The organism is Pseudomonadota bacterium, assembly GCA_040752895.1.
Classification (GTDB): domain Bacteria; phylum Pseudomonadota; class Alphaproteobacteria.
The window spans coordinates 242,599-259,632 of the sequence record JBFMHN010000001.1 but is presented as its reverse complement, the minus strand read 5'-3'; the positions used below and the strand labels follow the sequence as shown (position 1 = coordinate 259,632).

Below are 17,034 nucleotides of genomic sequence, written 5' to 3'. Positions count from 1 at the left end.
TTCGGACCAAGTGTGCTAGCATCGCGCCGTTCCGCAAAGGAGGCAAAGGAGGTTAAGCCATGGAATGGGTAATGGACCCGCATCTCTGGATCGGATTTTTGACGCTTACCTTTCTCGAGATCATCCTCGGGATCGATAACCTGATTTTCTTAAGCGTCATCACGGAACGGCTTCCGGAAGACCAGCGCCCCAAGGCGCGCCTGCTTGGCCTCGGGCTGGCGTTGGCTCTACGGATTGCGCTTTTGATCGGCGTGGTGTGGATCATCGGTTTAACAAAGCCGCTCTTTGAACTTTACGGTCACGTGGTTTCCTGGCGCGACCTAATTCTCCTGGCCGGCGGCCTCTTTCTGCTGCAGAAGGGCACGCGGGAAATTCACGCAACCGTCGAAGGCGATGAGACAGAAGAAATGGGACGCGCCTCGGCAAAACCAAACTTCTTCGCCGTCATCGGGCAAATCGCGCTGCTCGACCTGGTTTTCTCCTTCGATTCGATCCTCACCGCCATCGGCCTGACCAAGCATCTCGCGGTGATCGTTGCGGCTGTCGTCATCGCGATCGGCGTAATGATTCTGCTTGCCAACACCGTCAGCGAGTTCGTCCGCCGCTTCCCGACGATCAAGATGCTGGCGATGAGTTTCCTGCTGCTGATCGGCATGACCCTGGTGGCGGATGCCATGCATTTCGAGATTCCAAAGGGCTATCTCTATTTCGCCGTTGCCTTCTCGCTTTCCGTCGAGACTCTGAACCTGGTAGCCGCGCAGCGACGCCGGCGGCGACTTGCCGGGATAAAAAAGCCATGACCTTGACCCTGCCCGCTGCACTCTTTAAGCCTGTTGCTGGAAGAACGGACGGGGCTTTCCGATGAGAGAAGACACGCGGATCGTCAACGCCGGACGGAAACCGGAGGAAAACTTCGGGATCGTCAACCCACCGATCTACCGTGCCTCGACCGTCACCTTCCCTTCCGTCGAGGCCCTTGAGCGCTTCGACAAGCACCCCTTCGAAGGCGTTTTTTACGGCCGGCACGGCACGCCGACGACGTTTGCGCTGGAAGAAGCGGTGGCCGAGATCGAAGGCGGCGACCGCGCCATCGCCATGGCCTCCGGCCTGGCGGCGATTGCCGCGTCGCTGCTGGCTTTCCTCAAGGCGGGCGATCACGTCCTGGTCACCGACAGCGTCTACGGCCCGACCCGACACTTTTGCGACATGTTGTTGAAGCGCTATGGCGTCGAGACGACCTATTACGACCCTGGCATCGGGGCAAGCATCAAAAACTTTCTGAAACCGAACACGAAGGTCGTCTTCGTCGAATCACCGGGCTCGCTTACCTTCGAGGTCCAGGACATCCCCGCCATCGCGCGCGCGGCCCATGAAAAAGGGGCCGTCGTCATTCTGGACAACAGCTGGGCGACGCCGCTTTATTTCAAGCCCTTCGCGCACGGGGTGGACGTCTCGATCCAGGCGGCGACGAAATACATCGTCGGCCACGCCGACGCCATGCTCGGCGTCATCACGGTAAGCAAAGAACACTACGCGACGATCCGGCAAACGACGGCGAATCTCGGCGCTTGCTCGGGCCCGGAGGAATGTTTCCTGGCCCTTCGCGGCCTGCGCACGCTTCGGGTCCGTCTCGACCGCCACCGGGAAACCGCGCTCAAGCTCTGCGCGTGGCTGCAAGAACGGCCGGAGGTGGCGCGCATTCTCTACCCCGCCCTCGCGGGCGACCCCGGCCACGCCATCTGGCAACGCGACTTTACCGGCGCACCTGGTCTTTTTTCCTTCGCGTTGAAGGAGTTTCCGAAGAAGGCGATCGCCGCCATGCTCGACCACATGAAGCTTTTCGCCATGGGCTACAGCTGGGGCGGTTATGAAAGCTTGATCCTGCCCATCCACCCGGAAAAAATCCGGACGGCGACGACGTGGAAGGCCGGGCCCACCCTCCGCATCCATGCCGGCCTCGAAGACCCGGACGACTTGATCCAGGACTTGAACGAAGGGTTCAAGCGGATGAACGCCGCCAGATGAAAATCAAAGCGGTTACAGATGGCGGAAAAGGCGGCAAGAAAATGCCGAGCTGAGGCTGGAGATTCGACCAGCCTGTTGAAAGTTTGGGGAAAAGCGGCTATTTATCGGGGCCTACATCTTTTTTTGCCTTCGGTGGCGAGGTTGCCCGCAAGGGGCGACAAGCAACGTAAGGAACGATGCGGACCGTGTTGGGCTTTTCAAGGTGGCCGAAACAAATGGGAGTGGCTGTGCTCCTTCTGGCCATGCTGGTGGCTCGATTTGCCGATGTTTCCTTCCTCGATATCGCGCATCTGGATCCTGCGGCAACGCATGCCAAGTCTATGATCAGCGGACCGGACGCGCCGCCGCTGGATAATATCGGCCATCCGGAAAATCACCTTTCCCAGCATTGGTCCATCGCCGCCGCAACGGTGGAATTTGGCCAAAACCCTTCACCTGAGTCTGCCTTCCTGCCGGCTGAAATATTGCTCGACGGCAGGAACGACGCGCCTTCCATACCGCCGCCTCTCGTCTAACTCCCGCCTTAACAACGTGCCATAGGCTGCCGCGCCCGGAATAACCGGACGCGGACCCTGCCGTTTTTTTCCGTGGGAGTCGGACCGATGAACCGATGGAAATCGTGTTGGATTACGTGGATCGCCGCGATTCTGCTTGGCGTCCTTTTGCCAAATGTTTTTATACAGTCCGCGCGCGCCGAAGGACAACGCCCCGTCCTTCGCGAATTCATTCAGCGCACACTCGCCGAACACCCAACGCTTGCCGCCGCCACGGCCAGGGTACAAGCCGCGCGGGCGCGCCTACAGGCCGCGGAGGCGCCGCTTTACAATCCCGAACTGGAAGTCGGATACGAGAACGGCGAGAGTGAAACAAGGGATGTCGGTATTTCGCAGACGCTTGACTGGTCCGGCAAACGGAACGCCCAGGCCAAGACGGAAAGCTATGCGCTGATGGAAGCCGAAGCGGCGTTGGACGCGGCCCGCCGTGATCTGCTGGCAGAACTCCTGACGGCCCTTGCCGAGTATAACCAGCGTCGCGAACTTGCCGCGCTGGCCGACCGGCGGCAAAAACTTGCCACCGAACTTGCCGCGCTGGCCGACCGGCGGCATGCGGCGGGAGACCTTCCAAGGTCGGAACTGCTGGCGAGCCGGCTGGAACTGCAGCGGGCAAACGTCGAATCGGCGCAGACAAAGACGAACCTGTTGGAAACCGAAGAACAGCTGGTTGCCGCCACCGGCCAGCGTGGCGCACTTTGGCCCAGGCTGGACGACATACCGGGAAGCCTGCCCGCCTTGGGCACGATCACCTTTAACGACCTGCCGGAGGTTCGTCAGGCGGAAGCCACCCTCTTTCGCGCCCAAGCGGGCGTGCGCGTAGCGCGCAAGAACCAGCTTCCAGACCCGACTATCGGCGTCCGGGGTGGCAGAGACAATGACGAAACGCTCATCGGTCTGCGCCTTTCGATTCCACTTCCTATCCGGAACTCACGGCGCGCCGAGGTGACGGCTGCCTCGGAAGACGCCCAAGCATCGGAAGGGGAGCTGAACAACATCCGCCGCCAGGTGACCGCCAGGCTGGGCTCCGCCTACCGCAGCTACGAAGTAACCCAAGTGGCGTGGCGAGAATGGGAAGCGACCGGCACCGCCGACCTCCAGCGGCAGACCGAACTTCTGCAACGGCTGTTGCAGGTCGGTGAAATCGGCACCATCGACTATCTCGTGCAACTCAACCAGACCTTTGACACGGAGACCGCCGTCATCGCGCTTCGCGGCCAGCTGTGGCGGAGGTGGTTCCTCGCGCTGGCCGCCGCCGGTCGTCTCGGGGCATGGGCGGAGACGCTGTGATGCGCAGGAAACCATTGCATACCCACACGGACGAACCTAAAGGCGAAAAAAAGTCCCGCCAAGAAGCGTCGCTTGAGGCTGCGGAACTGCGTTTGGCGGCCGGACATTCTCTTATGTTAGCCCAGCAGGAAAAATGGTCATGAACCAATTCAGCTCGCGATTGATGCTTTTGTTTCTCATGCTAATCCCGTCGATGGCGCAAGCCGAAGTACTGGAGCTTTCCAAGGAACAATTGGCCAACGTGAATCTGGCCATCTACGCCGTGACTGTCCGTGAGAGTCATACGCGTCTTCGTCTCAGTGGAAGCCTAAGCGCAGACCAGCGTAAAAGCTATCGCGTCGCGCCGGTGGTGGACGGCATGGTGACCGCATTACAGGTTGTGGCGCATGACAATGTGCGCAAGGGGCAAGTGCTGGCCAGATTGCGCAGCAACAACCTCGGACAAGCACAGGCCGACTATCTGGAGGCGCTGGCGCGGTATGAATTGGCTCTGGCGGAACGCAAGCGCATCGAAAGTTTGTGGAAAGACGGCGTTGTGGCGGAAAGCCGTTGGCTCAAGGTGGACAGTGAATACAAAGCGGCGCACGCAACCTTTGAGGCGCGCCGGCGTCTTCTGTCACTTGCGGGACTCTCGGATGAGCAGGTTAAACAGCTTGCCAAAGCTCCCGACCGTTTGGCGGAGTTCGATCTGACCAGTCCCATTGATGGCCTGGTCACCGGCGTCGAGATCGAACCCGGTCAATTTCTCTCCGCTGGTGAAGTTGCCTTTCACGTGGATGATCTTTCCCTTTTGTGGGCCGAGGTGCGTATACCGGTGGCCAACTTGCCCCAGATTGCGCTGGAGGCGGAGGCCCTGGTCCAAGTGCAGGCCCGTCCCGGTCAGCCGTATCAAGGTCGCCTGGAATCCCTGGGGGGTGAAGTGGATCAGAAAAGTCAGACTTTGGCCGGGCGCATTGTGCTTGGTAATCCCGACGGGTTGCTCCGTCCGGGTATGTTTGCCGAGGTTGTTTTATCAGGCGCATCAAAGACAGGCCTTATGGTTCCGGCCAGCGCTAGGTTTATGGTCGGTGATCAAACTTACTTATTCAAGGCCTTGGGGGACGGACGCTTTGAACCGGTGGCGGTCGAAACCGGTATGGAGTCGGATGGATGGGTTTTTATCCTGACAGGCGTTGCGGTAGGCACCAAGATTGTCAGCAGCGGTGTGGCGGAACTGAAATCCCATTGGCAATATCAGGGAGACAAATAGGCCATGATCGCTTTCCTGATTCGTTTTTCTTTAACGCAACGCCTGATGGTTCTGCTGTCGGCAATCGCCTTTACTATCGGCGGGCTGTGGGCATTTCGCAGCCTACCGATTGACGCCTTCCCCGATATCTCAGCCCCTCAAGTGCAGGTAATCATCAAAGCGCCGGGCATGTCGCCGACGGAAGTGGAAAGCCGCATTACTTTCCCCATTGAGGTCGAGATGCAAGGTCTGCCACGCCAGACGGTGCTGCGATCCACAACTAAATATGCACTTAGTGTCATTATCATCGATTTTGAAGATGGTACGGACATCTACTGGGCGCGCCAGCAGGTGGCCGAACGTCTTAATCAGGTGTGGGGAAATCTGCCTGCCGAAGCGGAAGGAGGCTTGGGTCCTATTACGACGCCACTTGGCGAGGGGTACATGTACCGCGTGGAGGGTGACGGGTACAGCAACCGGGAACTGCGCCGTATTCAGGATTGGGTGATCCGCCCGCGCCTGCGTACTGTCGACGGCGTGGCTGACGTCAATTCTCTCGGCGGCGAGGTCAAAGTGTTTGAGGTCGCAGCCGATCCAGAAGCTCTGCTGGCCCATGGGCTCGGCATTGACGATTTGGAGATGGCGCTGGCAGCCAACAACCGGAACGCCGGCGGCGATCGCATCAATCGCAATGACGAAATCCTACTGGTGCGCACGGTGGGCCAGCTGCGCGGTGTGGAGAATATTCAAGCAATTACCATCGCCAGCAAAGACGGGATCCCTGTGCATGTGCGCGATGTGGCCAAGGTACGTATAAGTTCCATGACCCGGTATGGCGCCGTTACCGCTGATGGACAGGGCGAGGTGGTTACCGGTTTGGTGTTGCTGCGTCTTGGCGCCAACAGCCGCAGCACCATCGAGGGGGTCAGGCTCGAACTGGAGACACTTAAACCGGCGTTGCCAGAGGGCGTGCGCATCGTGCCGTTTTACGACCGCACCGAACTGGTAACCGCGGCAGTGTGGACGGTTGAAAAAGCTCTCGGCGAAGCGGTCGTTTTAGTGTTGCTGGTGCTGATCGTTATGCTTGGCAACCTGCGCGCCGCCCTGACCGTGGCCTTAATATTACCACTGTCGGTACTGTTCACGTTCATCCTGATGCGACTATTCGGCGTGAGTGCAAACCTCATGTCGCTCGGCGGGCTGGCTATCGCCGTCGGTATCCTGGTGGACGCCGCCGTGGTCGTCGTGGAGAACATCCATACTCGTCTTAGTCATGCGCCTAAAGGGGTGAGCCGCTTGCACATGGTTTACCGTGCGGTGGCAGAAGTAAGCACACCGGTGATCTCCGGTATTCTCATAATTATCGTTGTGTTCCTGCCGCTGTTTAGTCTTACCGGGCTAGAGGGAAAAATGTTCGGGCCGCTGGCGATAACCATCTCTTTCGCCCTGATCGGCTCGTTGATTCTTTCCCTGACGGTGATCCCGGTGCTCGCAAGCCTGTTGATGCAGGGCGGCCACAAAGGCGATGGCCGAACATTGGCGGCAATGAAGCTCGTCTATCTGCCGACGATGCGCTGGGCGTTGGGAAACCGGAAGGTCGCCGTTGGTGGCGCGTTGGCGATGTTGGCGCTGGCGGCCGCCCTCTTTCCTTTTATCGGCGAGGAATTCATGCCGGTGATGGACGAAGGCACCACCGTGGTGATCATTGAGAAGTTGCCCAGTATTTCTCTTGAGCGCTCGTTGGCATTGGATGAGCCGTATCAGAAGGCCATGATGGAGATACCCGAAGTCCTTGGCGTGGTATCGCGCACCGGTGCCGATGAATTGCGTCTAGATCCCATGGGCCTATACCAAACCGATAATTTTTTAGTCACTAAACCGCGCGATCAGTGGACGGTAAGTGTGGAGGAATTCGAACAGCAATTGCGCGAAAAACTCGATCTTTTCGTCGGTATCAATTATGCCTTCACGCAGCCTATCGACATGCGCGTCTCCGAGATGCTTACAGGCGTGCGGGCGGCGATGGCCATCAAGCTCTATGGTGATGACCTCAAAGTGCTGGAAGAAAAATCCAAGCAGATTGAAGCATTGGTCAACCAAGTGCCCGGCGCAGTGGACGTGTTTCGTAGCCAGCTATCCGGGCAGATTTATCTGCAAATAGAAATTCGACCCCAGGCGATCGCTCGTTTCGGCGTTAACGCCGAAGATATCAACCAACTTGTGGAAACGGCGATCGGCGGGCGTGTGGTCACCGAAGTGATCCAGGGTAATCAGCGCATCGGCGTGCTGTTGCGCTACCCGGCGTCGGCGCGTGACTCGCCCCAGGCAATCGGCGCGCTGCGGGTGAAGACCGCCAGTGGAGAAAAAATTCCTTTGGGCAGTCTAGCCGATATCAAGGAAGTGGACGGGCCGGTAGCAATCATCCGCGAATCAGCCCGGCGCCAAATTGTTGTTCAGGCTAATGTCGAAGATCGCGATGTGGTGGGCTTCGTGAATGAGGTTCGCGCCACTCTTGAACGCGAGGTCGAACTACCGCCGAATTACTTTGTTACCTTTGGCGGTCAATTCGAGAATCAACAGCGCGCCGCCGCTCGTCTGAGCGTGGTCGTGCCTATCTCCATCGCGTTAATTTTTCTCCTGCTGTTCACCACCTTCCGCTCCTTATCTCAGGCGGGGCTAATCATTCTCAACATTCCCTTTGCCATGATTGGGGGCGTGATAGCTTTGTTCTTATCCGGCTTATACCTATCTGTGCCGGCATCGGTGGGTTTCATCACTTTGTTTGGTGTGGCCGTGCTCAACGGCGTGGTGATGGTCGCTTACTTCAATCAGTTGCGCAAAGCCGGGCGTAGCGTCTTGCAAGCCGTGCAAGAGGGCGCCGAACGTCGCTTGCGGCCGGTGCTGATGACGGCGCTGATTGCCAGTCTAGGTCTGATGCCATTGCTGGTTGCCACGGGGCCTGGTTCTGAGTTGCAACGGCCGTTGGCAGTCGTGGTTATCGGCGGTCTGTTCACCTCGACGCTGCTCACCCTGCTGCTCTTGCCGACTTTGTACGCTTGGTTGGAAGGACGGATAGAGCAACGCTTGCAGAAGGCGGCGGGAGAGACATCATGAAAAACCTGGCTATGATCACACATGCCAACGCACAGGAGTACCTGGCCGATCTGTTGCGCAGTCTTGAACAAGTGCAGGGTTTCACCTTCAGTTATGTTGAAGGCCACGGCGCTCAAGTGGAACATGATCCCTTGCTTTCAGTGCGTGACAAAGTGGTGGGTTACACACCGCGTGTGCGTGTGGACATTCTGCTTGAGGATGCGGATGTGGAGCTGGTTCTTGCCGCCCTTCGCATGAATGGAAGTGGTGTTGCCGGCCAAGGAATTTACTGGGTAACGCCTGTCGAGCAGCACGGGCGATTATAGTGGACCGCACCGCCTGAACGCGCGGCGCTTCCGCAAATTCAGAACGACCTGGACGCGCCGAAAAGCAGCCGCACGCCGCTGCCCGCCTGCGCGCCATTGAGGCCTTCCGCAACGGGATAGCCGACCGCCGCCCACGCCGACCAACCGCCTTCGTCCGAGTAGCGAACGCCGGGGGTAAGGTAAAGCGTGTAGCCACCGCTATGCGCATCCTCAACCCCCGCCGTTTCCTGGCGATCGCGCCATTCGCCGTTCAGTTCCAGAATGGCGCTCCACGCGGAATGGAATTCGCGCGCACCGTCGGCATGGGCATGCCAACCCCCGGCAAGACGGCGGACGACCGCCACGTTCGCCTCCATACCGTCGCCAAGGTTGGTCGCATGGCTGCCTTCCGTTGCGATCCGGTAGATAACGTTCGACGACACGGCGAACGACCCCATCTCCTGGGTAACGGCGAAACCCAAGATCGGGTCCCACGACCCGGAACCGGGCTGGAATTCCGTCTCGAACCTATCGCCACCGGCGGTCTTTTCGTCGGTCTCTCCGGTCGGCGTCTTGAAGCCGAGAATGCCGGCGGCCGAGAATCCATCCACCGGGAGATTCAGGAACCGCCATTGCGCGAACAAAGCGAGGTCTCCAATGCCGCCGGCGTCGCCGTTCTCATGGATTTCCGGGACGCCCATGTGGTTATGCACCTCCCGGACATTGGTGCGCCGGATATAAGGCAGGCTGGCGCTTACCATGACGTCGTCGGTCACGCCATAGGCAACGGCAAGGGTGGTAAGCCAGATGGCGTTCAGGCCATGCGCCTCGATGTCACGGTTGCCCAGCGCTTCAAGACTGCCCGACGAAAAGTTGTCGATATCCCGGTAATCGAGGCTGATGGAGGCTCCCCAGCCGTTTTCCGGCAGCGTCGTCGCCGGAATGGTCAGGATCGGACCGGCGGCGTTCTGCGACGTGCCGCTGGGTGCGACCGTCGGGTGGTGGGCAAAGGCCGGCACGGCCATGCCGAAGCAGACGCAAAAGGCTACCGCTGGCGTGAGAAAACCCGCAAAGAATTTCGGGGGGCGAAGGCTACACCCGGAAGAACTGGCGGTGAAAGAAGATAATTGTTCGAATCGCATTGCACGAACTCCAGCATCCCTCATCGCTCGGGGACGCTAAAAAGATTTTGTAAAAACGAGAAAAGGCTTGGACGAGCAGCCGTCTCAGAATGCGCGGGAGAGAGGTGGCGCGCGGCTGGGGGGAAGGTTTGGGGAAAGGGTGCCGGCTTGCCGGTCCGTCTTAAGCGGAAGGAAGGCAACTGGCGCGAAGGCGGGAAGTAGGCCAAGGACAATCGGACCAAGGCCAAGTGACGCATGGCCGAACGTGCAGCAAAGCGTGCAGGCAGCCGACGCCGGCTTGTGGGGAGAGGCAGGCCCCTCCCCGCCTTCGTGCCAAAGGCCGGAGGCTGCGCAGATTTCCTGAAGTGCCTGCACAAGATCGCTGGTCGCGTTCGTCTTTGCAGCGGCCAACAACAGAGACGCCTGCGCGGCGCCCGACAACACGAGGTAGACGATACCGAGAAGGCCGAGCGTGCCGCCGACTTTGCGGAAGAGAGAACCTCGCATGCGGAACCTGCTTGTCTTTACGCGACATTTTTATAGCCCTCCCCCGACCGGCGCAAGCAAGCTCGGTGCTAAATCAGGCGGCCAGGCGCCGGTGGATCACGCCCAGCAACGCTGCCGCCACCGGCAAAAGGGTTAGAATCGAGACCACCGTCGCGCCGACCGGAAGATCCGCTTCATAAGCGAGGCCAAGCCCCAGCACGCTGCCCACCGCGCCCGCCGCCCAACCAACCGCAAGGCGAACGCCAAAGGAAGATACCAGCAGGGACGCCGCGAACGCCGGCATGATCAGGAAGGCAAAGACCAAGAGCACACCCGCGACGTTCACGGCCAGCGCGATGACGGCGGCGAAGGAAGCAAAGAAGGCGAACTCCCATGCCAGCGAAGGTTCCCCTTCCCGGCCCGAGGAAAAAGAGAGAACAAGGAACCGACGCCGGAAAACAAAATGCAAGACCACGAGGACGGCGTAAAAAGTGGCAACCATGCCGACCTCCGGCCAGCTCACCCACAAGATGTTGCCGTTGAAGATCGCCTTCAATTCTTCCATGCCGTGAACGGAGCGGCTCAGCACAAGCACCGAGAGTGCCGTCGCTCCCACATAAGCGATCCCGATGACGACTTCCCGGGTCGTTTTGGAAGGCACGCGACGCAACAAGGAAAAACCGAGGGCCGCCGCCAGCGCCACAGCAAAGCTGGACAGCAGCGCCAGCTCGCCATGGGTATCCCCGCCGGCCAGGAACACGAGGCTGACGCCAAGCGCCGCGAACTGCGCCAGAGCAAGGTCGATGAAGACAATACCGCGCGCCAGAACGTGCAGGCCGAAATAGGTGTGCGTGACGATCAGCAATACGCTGAAGAGAAAGGCCGGTGCCAGAAATTGCCACATGCTCATGTCTTACCTCCCGATTCTTTCAGCGCGTCGACGATGGCCTCGAAAAGATCAAAATAGGTTTCGATCCCGGGCGTCGCCCCCACCATGGTTGGCAGAACAACGGCACGAATCCCCGTTTGCTTGTTCAGAAAATCGGAAGACCTGCGCTCGTAAAAGGCTTCCATGACCAAAAGCCCGATTTGCTCGGCCTGAATACGGGCGATAAGCCCCTGAAGGTGGGAAACGGTGGGTGAAATCCCCGGCAGCGGCTCGACTTGATCCACGATTTCGAAGCCGAAAGCATCCGCAAGGTAGCTCAAACTCTTGTGATAGGAGATCGCCTTGCGGCCTTGCAGGAAAGCAAGCCGGTCCCGCCAGTCCGCGAAGCGGCGGTTCAAGGCATCAAGAAACGTTTCCAGCCGCGCCTGGTAGGCGTCGGCGTGGGTAGGGTCGATCGCCTTCAACCGCTCGGCGACCGCGGTTGCAACCCGCGCCCCATTGCGAGGATCCAGCATGTAGTGCGGATTGCCGGAGGGGTGTACGTCGCCCATCGCGCGGGTGATGGGCCCCTCCGGCACTTTCAACAGCCGCACAGCCTCCGAAAGATCGAGATAGCCCGGCCGGCCCGGCTGAACACGCGGGTTCCGGCCCGCCTGCACGGCGGCCGGCAACCAACCGCTTTCGAGCTCGGCACCGTTGAGCAGCAGGAGGTCCGCCTCGTAGATGGCGCGAATCATGCTGGGTTTGGCCGCTAGGTAATGGGGGTCGCTGGCGCCGCTGGTCAGGCTCCGCACGGCGACGTCTTTCCCTCCAACCGCGCGGGCAATCGCGGCGAGATCGGTCGTCGTCGTGACGACGTTGACCGTCGCCGACCAAGCCGAACCGATCAAGCCGCCCCACACCAGAAAAAACATGCAAAGGAATCGCAACATATGGCACCCCCTTAGAACGTATGGGCAAAATGACTGCCCAACGAGAATTGGAACTGCAGCCAGATCGTGTCGGCTGAATCGTTTGGCAGGAACTGGGCCCAATCCCGATTGTACTGAAGCCGCACTTTGGTGAATTCGGTTGGGAACCAAGTCAGGTTCGGGGAAAGCCGCCAGCGCGTGTCGCGGAAGGGATCCGTTGGATCGTTGCCGTCGCTGCCCGCGAAATCGAGCCGCAGGCCGGACGCCAAACCAGGGGAAAACCCGTAAATGACCTGGCCGAAGGCGCCCCAGTCATCGAGACGTATCCGTGCGGGGTCGCCGGCTTCATAGTTGCGATAGAGCGCTTCCGCATGAAACGCCACGAACGGGAAACCGCGCTGCGTGCTTTCGGGTTGCCACTTGGCATACAAATCACCGCCAACGACGTAGGTTTTCGTGTCGCTTCCCGTCGCGTTCGGGCCATAGAGGCCGGAAAAGCCCAGATTCACGCTCAACCGGTCGGAAACATCGAAGCCATTCAGCCATCGAGCAGCGTAAAGAAGGTCGCTTAAATTGCGGCTTTGCCGGTCGCCAAGCGTGAAGCCTGCGATTTCCTCGCCCGCATTCCCCAAAAAGCTGACGGCGGTTTCCCCTTTCGCGTTCTGCGCGCCGAGGAAAAACTCGGAATACCACGGCAGCCTTGGCAGCCAGGAGACGCGGACGCCCTGGCTCCTCAAGCCATCGGGTCCGAACAGCCGCGACAGAATGACCGGCTGATCGACGAAATCCCACTGGTGCAGATGCATGGCGTTCGCGCGACCGAACTCCGTGAAATACTGCCCGCCCTTTACTTGAAAGCCATAGGGCAGCGTTCGCGTCACGAAAAACATTTCCTCAAGCTCAACCAAGGTTTCGCCTTCGGCGTCGATCTTGAAAATAATGTTTGCCTGGGCATCAAAGTCGGGACTGACGCTGCCGCCCAGGAAAAGCTCACCGCTCTGCAGGGTGAAACCGTTCTTGTTCGGGTCGTGCTCGCCGCGCTGGAGGTTTGACAGGACCTCGTTGTTCTCGCTCGACCCGCCGGCCGCCGTGGATACGGAAAGCCCGATCTGAAATTCCCGGCCGAGCCCTTGAGGGCGCGCCGCCAGCACCGCCGGTTGCGACGGAGATTTTTCGACGGTTTTCTGCTTCTCAAGTGTCTGGATCCGCGTTTCGAGCGCCTGGATCTGCTGTTCGTACAGACTGCGCATGGCATCCATTTGCTTCTTGATGCTTGCAATTTCTTGTTCTTGATTGAGGTCCGGCGTCTGGCCAAGGGCGGGCATCGACGCGAGGGCAAAAGCCAGGCCCGCCGCCGGGATAAGTTTAAGTTTGGGAATCATGACCCCCTCCTGAGTTCTCGTATGCGAATGACAGGGAACGCCCGCCCGGCCTTCGACGGCGGCCGAGGCGAGGCGCTCCGGTTCAAAGCGGCAACAGGAAACTCAGGCGGTGGGTGGCGCGCGCGGGGACCAGGAAATGGCGGTCAATCCGCCAGCAAGCTCAAACGGCGGCCGCAGGTGATTGCTATCGCCGGAAACGGGCAAACCCAACTCCGGGACGCTCGGCATGTCCCCTGCCGCGATCGTGGAAAGGGGGCAAAAATGTTTGGCGGAATCTTTAAAATGCCCGTCGTTGTCGAGGGCCAGGTGCAAACCCGCATGCGCCACGCCCAGAAGCAAAACCACGGCCATGAAAAGGGCGGGCCAGGTCTTTCGTCCTTGATGGAGGCGGGTTACCGGCATCTCACACCGCTTCCTTTGAGCGGCCTTGCGAATGGCCACGCATCGGGATGAGCAGGCTTGCCGCGAAAATCAGGAACGCCATCACCACGATCGAGGGGCCGGAGGGCGTGTCCCACTGGAAGGAGCCCAAGACGCCGCCCGCGACGGAAACCACGCCGATCAGTGCGGCGAGTACCGCCATCGGTTCGGGATTGTAGACGAAGCGGCGCGCGGTCGCCGCCGGAATGATCAGAAGCGAGGTGATCAACAGAATGCCGACGATCTTGAGCGCGACGACGATGACCAACGCGATCAGCAGCATGAAAAGGATTTGCGTCGCCTGGACCGGCACGCCTTCGACGCGGGCGAGCTCTTCGTGGATGGTCATGGCGAGAAGGGAACGCCAGATGGCGGCAAGAACGCCTAGCGCGATCAGGCCCCCGCCATATATCCAGATGAGATCCGTTTCGCTCACGGCCAGAATGTCGCCGAAGAGATAGCCCATCAGATCGATGCGCACCCCTTGAAGAAAGGCGAGCCCAACAAGACCGAAGGCAAGCGAGCCATGGGCGAAAAGACCGAGCAGCGTGTCGGTGGCCAATACTTTCTGGCGGCCGGCGAACGCCAGCGAGAGCGCGATGGCGACCGCCGCTGCGAAGATGCCGATGAGCACGTCGAAATGGAGCAGAAAGCCGAGCGCGATCCCGAGAAAGGCGGAATGGGCCATCGTGTCCCCGAAATAAGCCATCCGTCGCCAGACGACGAAAGCGCCCAAGGGGCCTGTGACAAAGGCGACCCCGATGCCAGCGAGAACCGCGCGTAGCAAAATTTCGTCCATTCTCTAGCTCTCCTCCGCGCCCGCAATCGGCAGTACGTTCCCCGCCGCGTCGTGCACGTGGTCGTGGCGGTGGGTGTAGACGGCGAAGTTCTTCGCATCCACGGCACCGCCGAAAAGGGCGAGGTATTCCGGATGCCGGCTCACAGCTTCCGGGTAGCCGGCACAGCAAACGTGATGGTTGAGGCAAACGACCTCATCGGTCGCCCCCATGACCAGGCGAAGGTCGTGCGAGATCATTAGGATGGCGGTGCCGTCTTTCTCGCGCAATTCGTTGATCCGGCGATAGAGGTCGGCCTGGCCCAGGATGTCGACACCCTGTACCGGCTCATCCAGAACCAGAAGGTCGGGCTTCCGCAGCATCGCCCGGGCCAACAGGACACGGCGAAGCTCACCGCCGGAAAGGCCCTGGATCGGACGGTCGAGGGTATCCCCGGCCCCCATCCGGTCGAGGGCCGCTTCGATCGCCGATTCTTTTCGGTCGGCGAACTTCAGAAAACGCCGCACGGTAAGCGGCAGGTTCGGCTCCACCGCGAAGCTTTGGGGCACGTAGCCGACGCGCAAGCCCGCCGCCTTCCAGACCGTGCCCGCCGCCGGCGCGACGAGACCTAGCAGCGCGCGCACGAGCGTCGTCTTGCCGGAGCCGTTCGGACCGATGATCGTCAGGATCTCGCCCGCGTGCACGGCAAGATCGACGCGATCGAGAATGTCCACCCCGGCGTGGCGGACGGTGATCCCCCTTGCCGCAATCAGAGGCCGGCCGGCCGGCCTGACATGCTTGAGAGGAGTCTCCGCGACCGGCCCAGCAGACGGCGTTTCGAGCGACGGAAAGGTCGGTTTTTGAACGGCTTCTTCAGGCCGGCAATCCCGACAAAAACCCTGTGCCTCGATGGCCGCCGTCCCCTCAAGCTCGAAGTCCTTCGCCCTGGCCCCGCTCGCCAGCGTAAGCACGACCGCCCGGTCGTCGAGTTCGGTGACTTTGCCGCAACGCCGGCAAATCAGATGCTGCCCGGCATGGGACCGGGCGGGATCAACGCAACCGATATAGGCATTTTTGGACTCGATCCGATGGACCAGGCCTTGATCCTTAAGAAAATCGAGGGCGCGGTAAACCGTGGCCGGCCGGATGCGCTTCCCTTCTGCCTGCAGGTGATCAAGGATCGCATAGGCGCCAAGCGGTATATGACTACCCCAAATTAGTTCCAGCACACGGCGCCGCAATGGGGTGAAGCGCACCCCCCGTTCCTGACAAAGCCTGGCCGCCACGGCCAAGGCATCGGTCATGCAACGACCGTGATCATGCCCCTTGCCGGGTGGTGGGGCGGGAAAAATCGTGTTTTTTTCGATTTCTTGCGTTTTTTTATCCAAACATAATAAATTACGTATTTTCAATGCATTAAATTAATATATGATATAATGTAACGTATTTAGTTGCGAAAGTAAAAAGGATTTAGAATTCGATTCCACCCTAGGATCTACTATAGGAAATTTTTCAAAAAAGTATTATTTTACATGTACTTATCAAGAGCTATTTATATTTTAGTATATGTTATCGGTTTTACTCTCCCGGTGCGGGCGGAAGCGCCACCCAACGTCGTCGTCAGCATCCCGCCCCTGCATTCCCTCGCCGCCGCCCTTCTGGAAGGCGTTGGCGAGCCCACCCTTCTCCTCGAAGCCGGATTTTCGCCGCACGCCTATGCGTTAAAGCCTTCCAGCGCACGACGTCTGGCCAAGGCCGATCTTGTCTTCTGGGCAGGGCCCGAGCTCGAGACCTTTCTGGAGAAGTTTCTCAAAGCGCTGGAGGCCGAGAAAGGGGGCAAGGTTCACGCCCTGCTGCACGCGCCCGAAATCTACCGCCTGAAGGCGCGTGCCAGCCACAAAGAGAACGCGGTGCCGGAGGAAGACGGGGAGAGCGAAGGAAGCCAGGAAGACCGCGGAGGGGAAATGCGGATAGACCCCCATTTCTGGCTCGACCCGGAAAACGCCCTACTCGCCGCCACCGTCATCGCCAACCGTCTTGCCGAGGCCGACCCGGCCCGGGAAGAAATCTACCGGCGGAACCTGACGAAGCTCGGCTTGGCGCTCCGGACGCTCGATTCGGAATTGACCGAAAAATTCAGACCGATCGCCGGCATCCCCTACCTCGCTTTTCACGACGCCTACGCCTATCTCGACCGCCGCTATAGCTTGGGCCCGTCCGAAGCCATCGCCATCGATCCGGAACAGCGCGCCGGCACCCGCCGCCTCATCGAGCTTCGGAAAACGATCGCGAAAGGCGGGTTTCGCTGCCTCTTCCACGAGCCGCAATTCGTCTCGGCCCTCGTCGATCGGCTGGCCGAGGGTACCGACCTTCGCGTGGACGAGCTTGATCCGTTAGGCAGCGGGTTTGTCCCCGGGCCCAAGCTTTACTTCGAGATGATGCGGAAGAACGCGAGCCACCTCGCGCGATGCCTCCGCCCGGCAGGGAGCGGTTGACATGGCCTTTCCCTTGGCGCATGGCTCAAAGGCTAAATCGGGGCTCTCTGAAAACCCGACCA

15 protein-coding genes are annotated in these 17,034 nt (G+C 59.9%); 8 read left to right on the top strand and 7 right to left on the bottom strand.

Going from position 1 to position 17,034, the window contains the following annotated elements; all coding sequences use genetic code 11:
* Positions 1-59: 59 nt before the first annotated feature.
* The 7 genes from AB1781_01390 (at position 60) to AB1781_01360 (ending at position 8,513) form a co-directional block, all read left to right on the top strand.
* Complete coding sequence (locus AB1781_01390; protein ID MEW5703231.1) at positions 60-800, top strand: TerC family protein; 741 nt, start codon at positions 60-62, stop codon at positions 798-800.
* A gap of 61 nt (positions 801-861) precedes the next feature.
* A complete protein-coding gene (gene metC / locus AB1781_01385; GenBank protein MEW5703230.1) occupies positions 862-2,025 on the top strand; it encodes a cystathionine beta-lyase in 1,164 nt (387 codons plus the stop codon).
* 221 nt (positions 2,026-2,246) lie between these two features.
* Positions 2,247-2,540 carry a hypothetical protein gene (locus tag AB1781_01380; GenBank protein ID MEW5703229.1) on the top strand — a complete coding sequence of 98 codons (294 nt, stop codon included), beginning with the start codon at positions 2,247-2,249 and terminating at the stop codon, positions 2,538-2,540.
* An 87-nt stretch (positions 2,541-2,627) separates the two neighbouring features.
* Positions 2,628-3,866, top strand: coding sequence for a TolC family protein (locus tag AB1781_01375; protein ID MEW5703228.1), 1,239 nt, complete (start codon positions 2,628-2,630; stop codon positions 3,864-3,866).
* 139 nt (positions 3,867-4,005) lie between these two features.
* Positions 4,006-5,115 carry an efflux RND transporter periplasmic adaptor subunit gene (locus tag AB1781_01370; GenBank protein ID MEW5703227.1) on the top strand — a complete coding sequence of 370 codons (1,110 nt, stop codon included), beginning with the start codon at positions 4,006-4,008 and terminating at the stop codon, positions 5,113-5,115.
* A 3-nt stretch (positions 5,116-5,118) separates the two neighbouring features.
* Positions 5,119-8,208 carry a CusA/CzcA family heavy metal efflux RND transporter gene (locus AB1781_01365; GenBank protein ID MEW5703226.1) on the top strand — a complete coding sequence of 1,030 codons (3,090 nt, stop codon included), beginning with the start codon at positions 5,119-5,121 and terminating at the stop codon, positions 8,206-8,208.
* On the top strand, positions 8,205-8,513 hold the full coding sequence (locus AB1781_01360) for a DUF3240 family protein (protein MEW5703225.1): 309 nt from the start codon (positions 8,205-8,207) through the stop codon (positions 8,511-8,513). Before AB1781_01365 ends, AB1781_01360 begins: the two co-directional genes overlap by 4 nt.
* Before the next feature lie 38 nt (positions 8,514-8,551).
* Here AB1781_01360 and AB1781_01355 read toward each other — a convergent pair whose 3' ends face one another.
* From AB1781_01355 to AB1781_01325, 7 genes are all read right to left on the bottom strand, one after another.
* Positions 8,552-9,511, bottom strand: a complete 960-nt coding sequence (locus AB1781_01355; protein MEW5703224.1) for a transporter — start codon at positions 9,509-9,511, stop codon at positions 8,552-8,554.
* 207 nt (positions 9,512-9,718) lie between these two features.
* Positions 9,719-10,120, bottom strand: coding sequence for a DUF2946 family protein (locus AB1781_01350; GenBank protein ID MEW5703223.1), 402 nt, complete (start codon positions 10,118-10,120; stop codon positions 9,719-9,721).
* A 73-nt stretch (positions 10,121-10,193) separates the two neighbouring features.
* Entirely contained in the window at positions 10,194-11,009 is an 816-nt protein-coding gene (locus tag AB1781_01345) for a metal ABC transporter permease (GenBank protein MEW5703222.1), read from the bottom strand.
* The gene (locus tag AB1781_01340) at positions 11,006-11,920 is read right to left on the bottom strand and encodes a metal ABC transporter substrate-binding protein (GenBank protein MEW5703221.1); all 915 of its coding nucleotides are present in this window, start codon (positions 11,918-11,920) and stop codon (positions 11,006-11,008) included. The genes AB1781_01345 and AB1781_01340 overlap by 4 nt, the downstream gene beginning before the upstream one ends.
* A gap of 11 nt (positions 11,921-11,931) precedes the next feature.
* Positions 11,932-13,281 carry a hypothetical protein gene (locus AB1781_01335; GenBank protein ID MEW5703220.1) on the bottom strand — a complete coding sequence of 450 codons (1,350 nt, stop codon included), beginning with the start codon at positions 13,279-13,281 and terminating at the stop codon, positions 11,932-11,934.
* 403 nt (positions 13,282-13,684) lie between these two features.
* Positions 13,685-14,500, bottom strand: coding sequence for a metal ABC transporter permease (locus AB1781_01330; protein ID MEW5703219.1), 816 nt, complete (start codon positions 14,498-14,500; stop codon positions 13,685-13,687).
* A gap of 3 nt (positions 14,501-14,503) precedes the next feature.
* Positions 14,504-15,781, bottom strand: a complete 1,278-nt coding sequence (locus AB1781_01325; protein MEW5703218.1) for an ATP-binding cassette domain-containing protein — start codon at positions 15,779-15,781, stop codon at positions 14,504-14,506.
* Positions 15,782-16,009: 228 nt separating this feature from the next.
* Between AB1781_01325 and AB1781_01320 the strand changes: the two genes are divergently transcribed.
* The gene (locus AB1781_01320) at positions 16,010-16,972 is read left to right on the top strand and encodes a zinc ABC transporter substrate-binding protein (protein ID MEW5703217.1); all 963 of its coding nucleotides are present in this window, start codon (positions 16,010-16,012) and stop codon (positions 16,970-16,972) included.
* The last annotated feature ends 62 nt before the right edge of the window (positions 16,973-17,034 follow it).

What these genes read in the sequence shown, in the direction of transcription:
- AB1781_01340 (MEW5703221.1), bottom strand. Translation starts at nt 11,920, where the DNA reads ATGTTGCGATTCCTTTGCATGTTTTTTCTGGTGTGGGGCGGCTTGATC.
- AB1781_01365 (MEW5703226.1), top strand. Translation starts at nt 5,119, where the DNA reads ATGATCGCTTTCCTGATTCGTTTTTCTTTAACGCAACGCCTGATGGTT.
- AB1781_01370 (MEW5703227.1), top strand. Translation starts at nt 4,006, where the DNA reads ATGAACCAATTCAGCTCGCGATTGATGCTTTTGTTTCTCATGCTAATC.
- AB1781_01325 (MEW5703218.1), bottom strand. Translation starts at nt 15,781, where the DNA reads ATGACCGATGCCTTGGCCGTGGCGGCCAGGCTTTGTCAGGAACGGGGG.
- AB1781_01375 (MEW5703228.1), top strand. Translation starts at nt 2,628, where the DNA reads ATGAACCGATGGAAATCGTGTTGGATTACGTGGATCGCCGCGATTCTG.
- AB1781_01360 (MEW5703225.1), top strand. Translation starts at nt 8,205, where the DNA reads ATGAAAAACCTGGCTATGATCACACATGCCAACGCACAGGAGTACCTG.
- AB1781_01330 (MEW5703219.1), bottom strand. Translation starts at nt 14,500, where the DNA reads ATGGACGAAATTTTGCTACGCGCGGTTCTCGCTGGCATCGGGGTCGCC.
- metC (MEW5703230.1), top strand. Translation starts at nt 862, where the DNA reads ATGAGAGAAGACACGCGGATCGTCAACGCCGGACGGAAACCGGAGGAA.
- AB1781_01335 (MEW5703220.1), bottom strand. Translation starts at nt 13,281, where the DNA reads ATGATTCCCAAACTTAAACTTATCCCGGCGGCGGGCCTGGCTTTTGCC.
- AB1781_01320 (MEW5703217.1), top strand. Translation starts at nt 16,010, where the DNA reads ATGTACTTATCAAGAGCTATTTATATTTTAGTATATGTTATCGGTTTT.
- AB1781_01390 (MEW5703231.1), top strand. Translation starts at nt 60, where the DNA reads ATGGAATGGGTAATGGACCCGCATCTCTGGATCGGATTTTTGACGCTT.
- AB1781_01345 (MEW5703222.1), bottom strand. Translation starts at nt 11,009, where the DNA reads ATGAGCATGTGGCAATTTCTGGCACCGGCCTTTCTCTTCAGCGTATTG.
- AB1781_01350 (MEW5703223.1), bottom strand. Translation starts at nt 10,120, where the DNA reads ATGCGAGGTTCTCTCTTCCGCAAAGTCGGCGGCACGCTCGGCCTTCTC.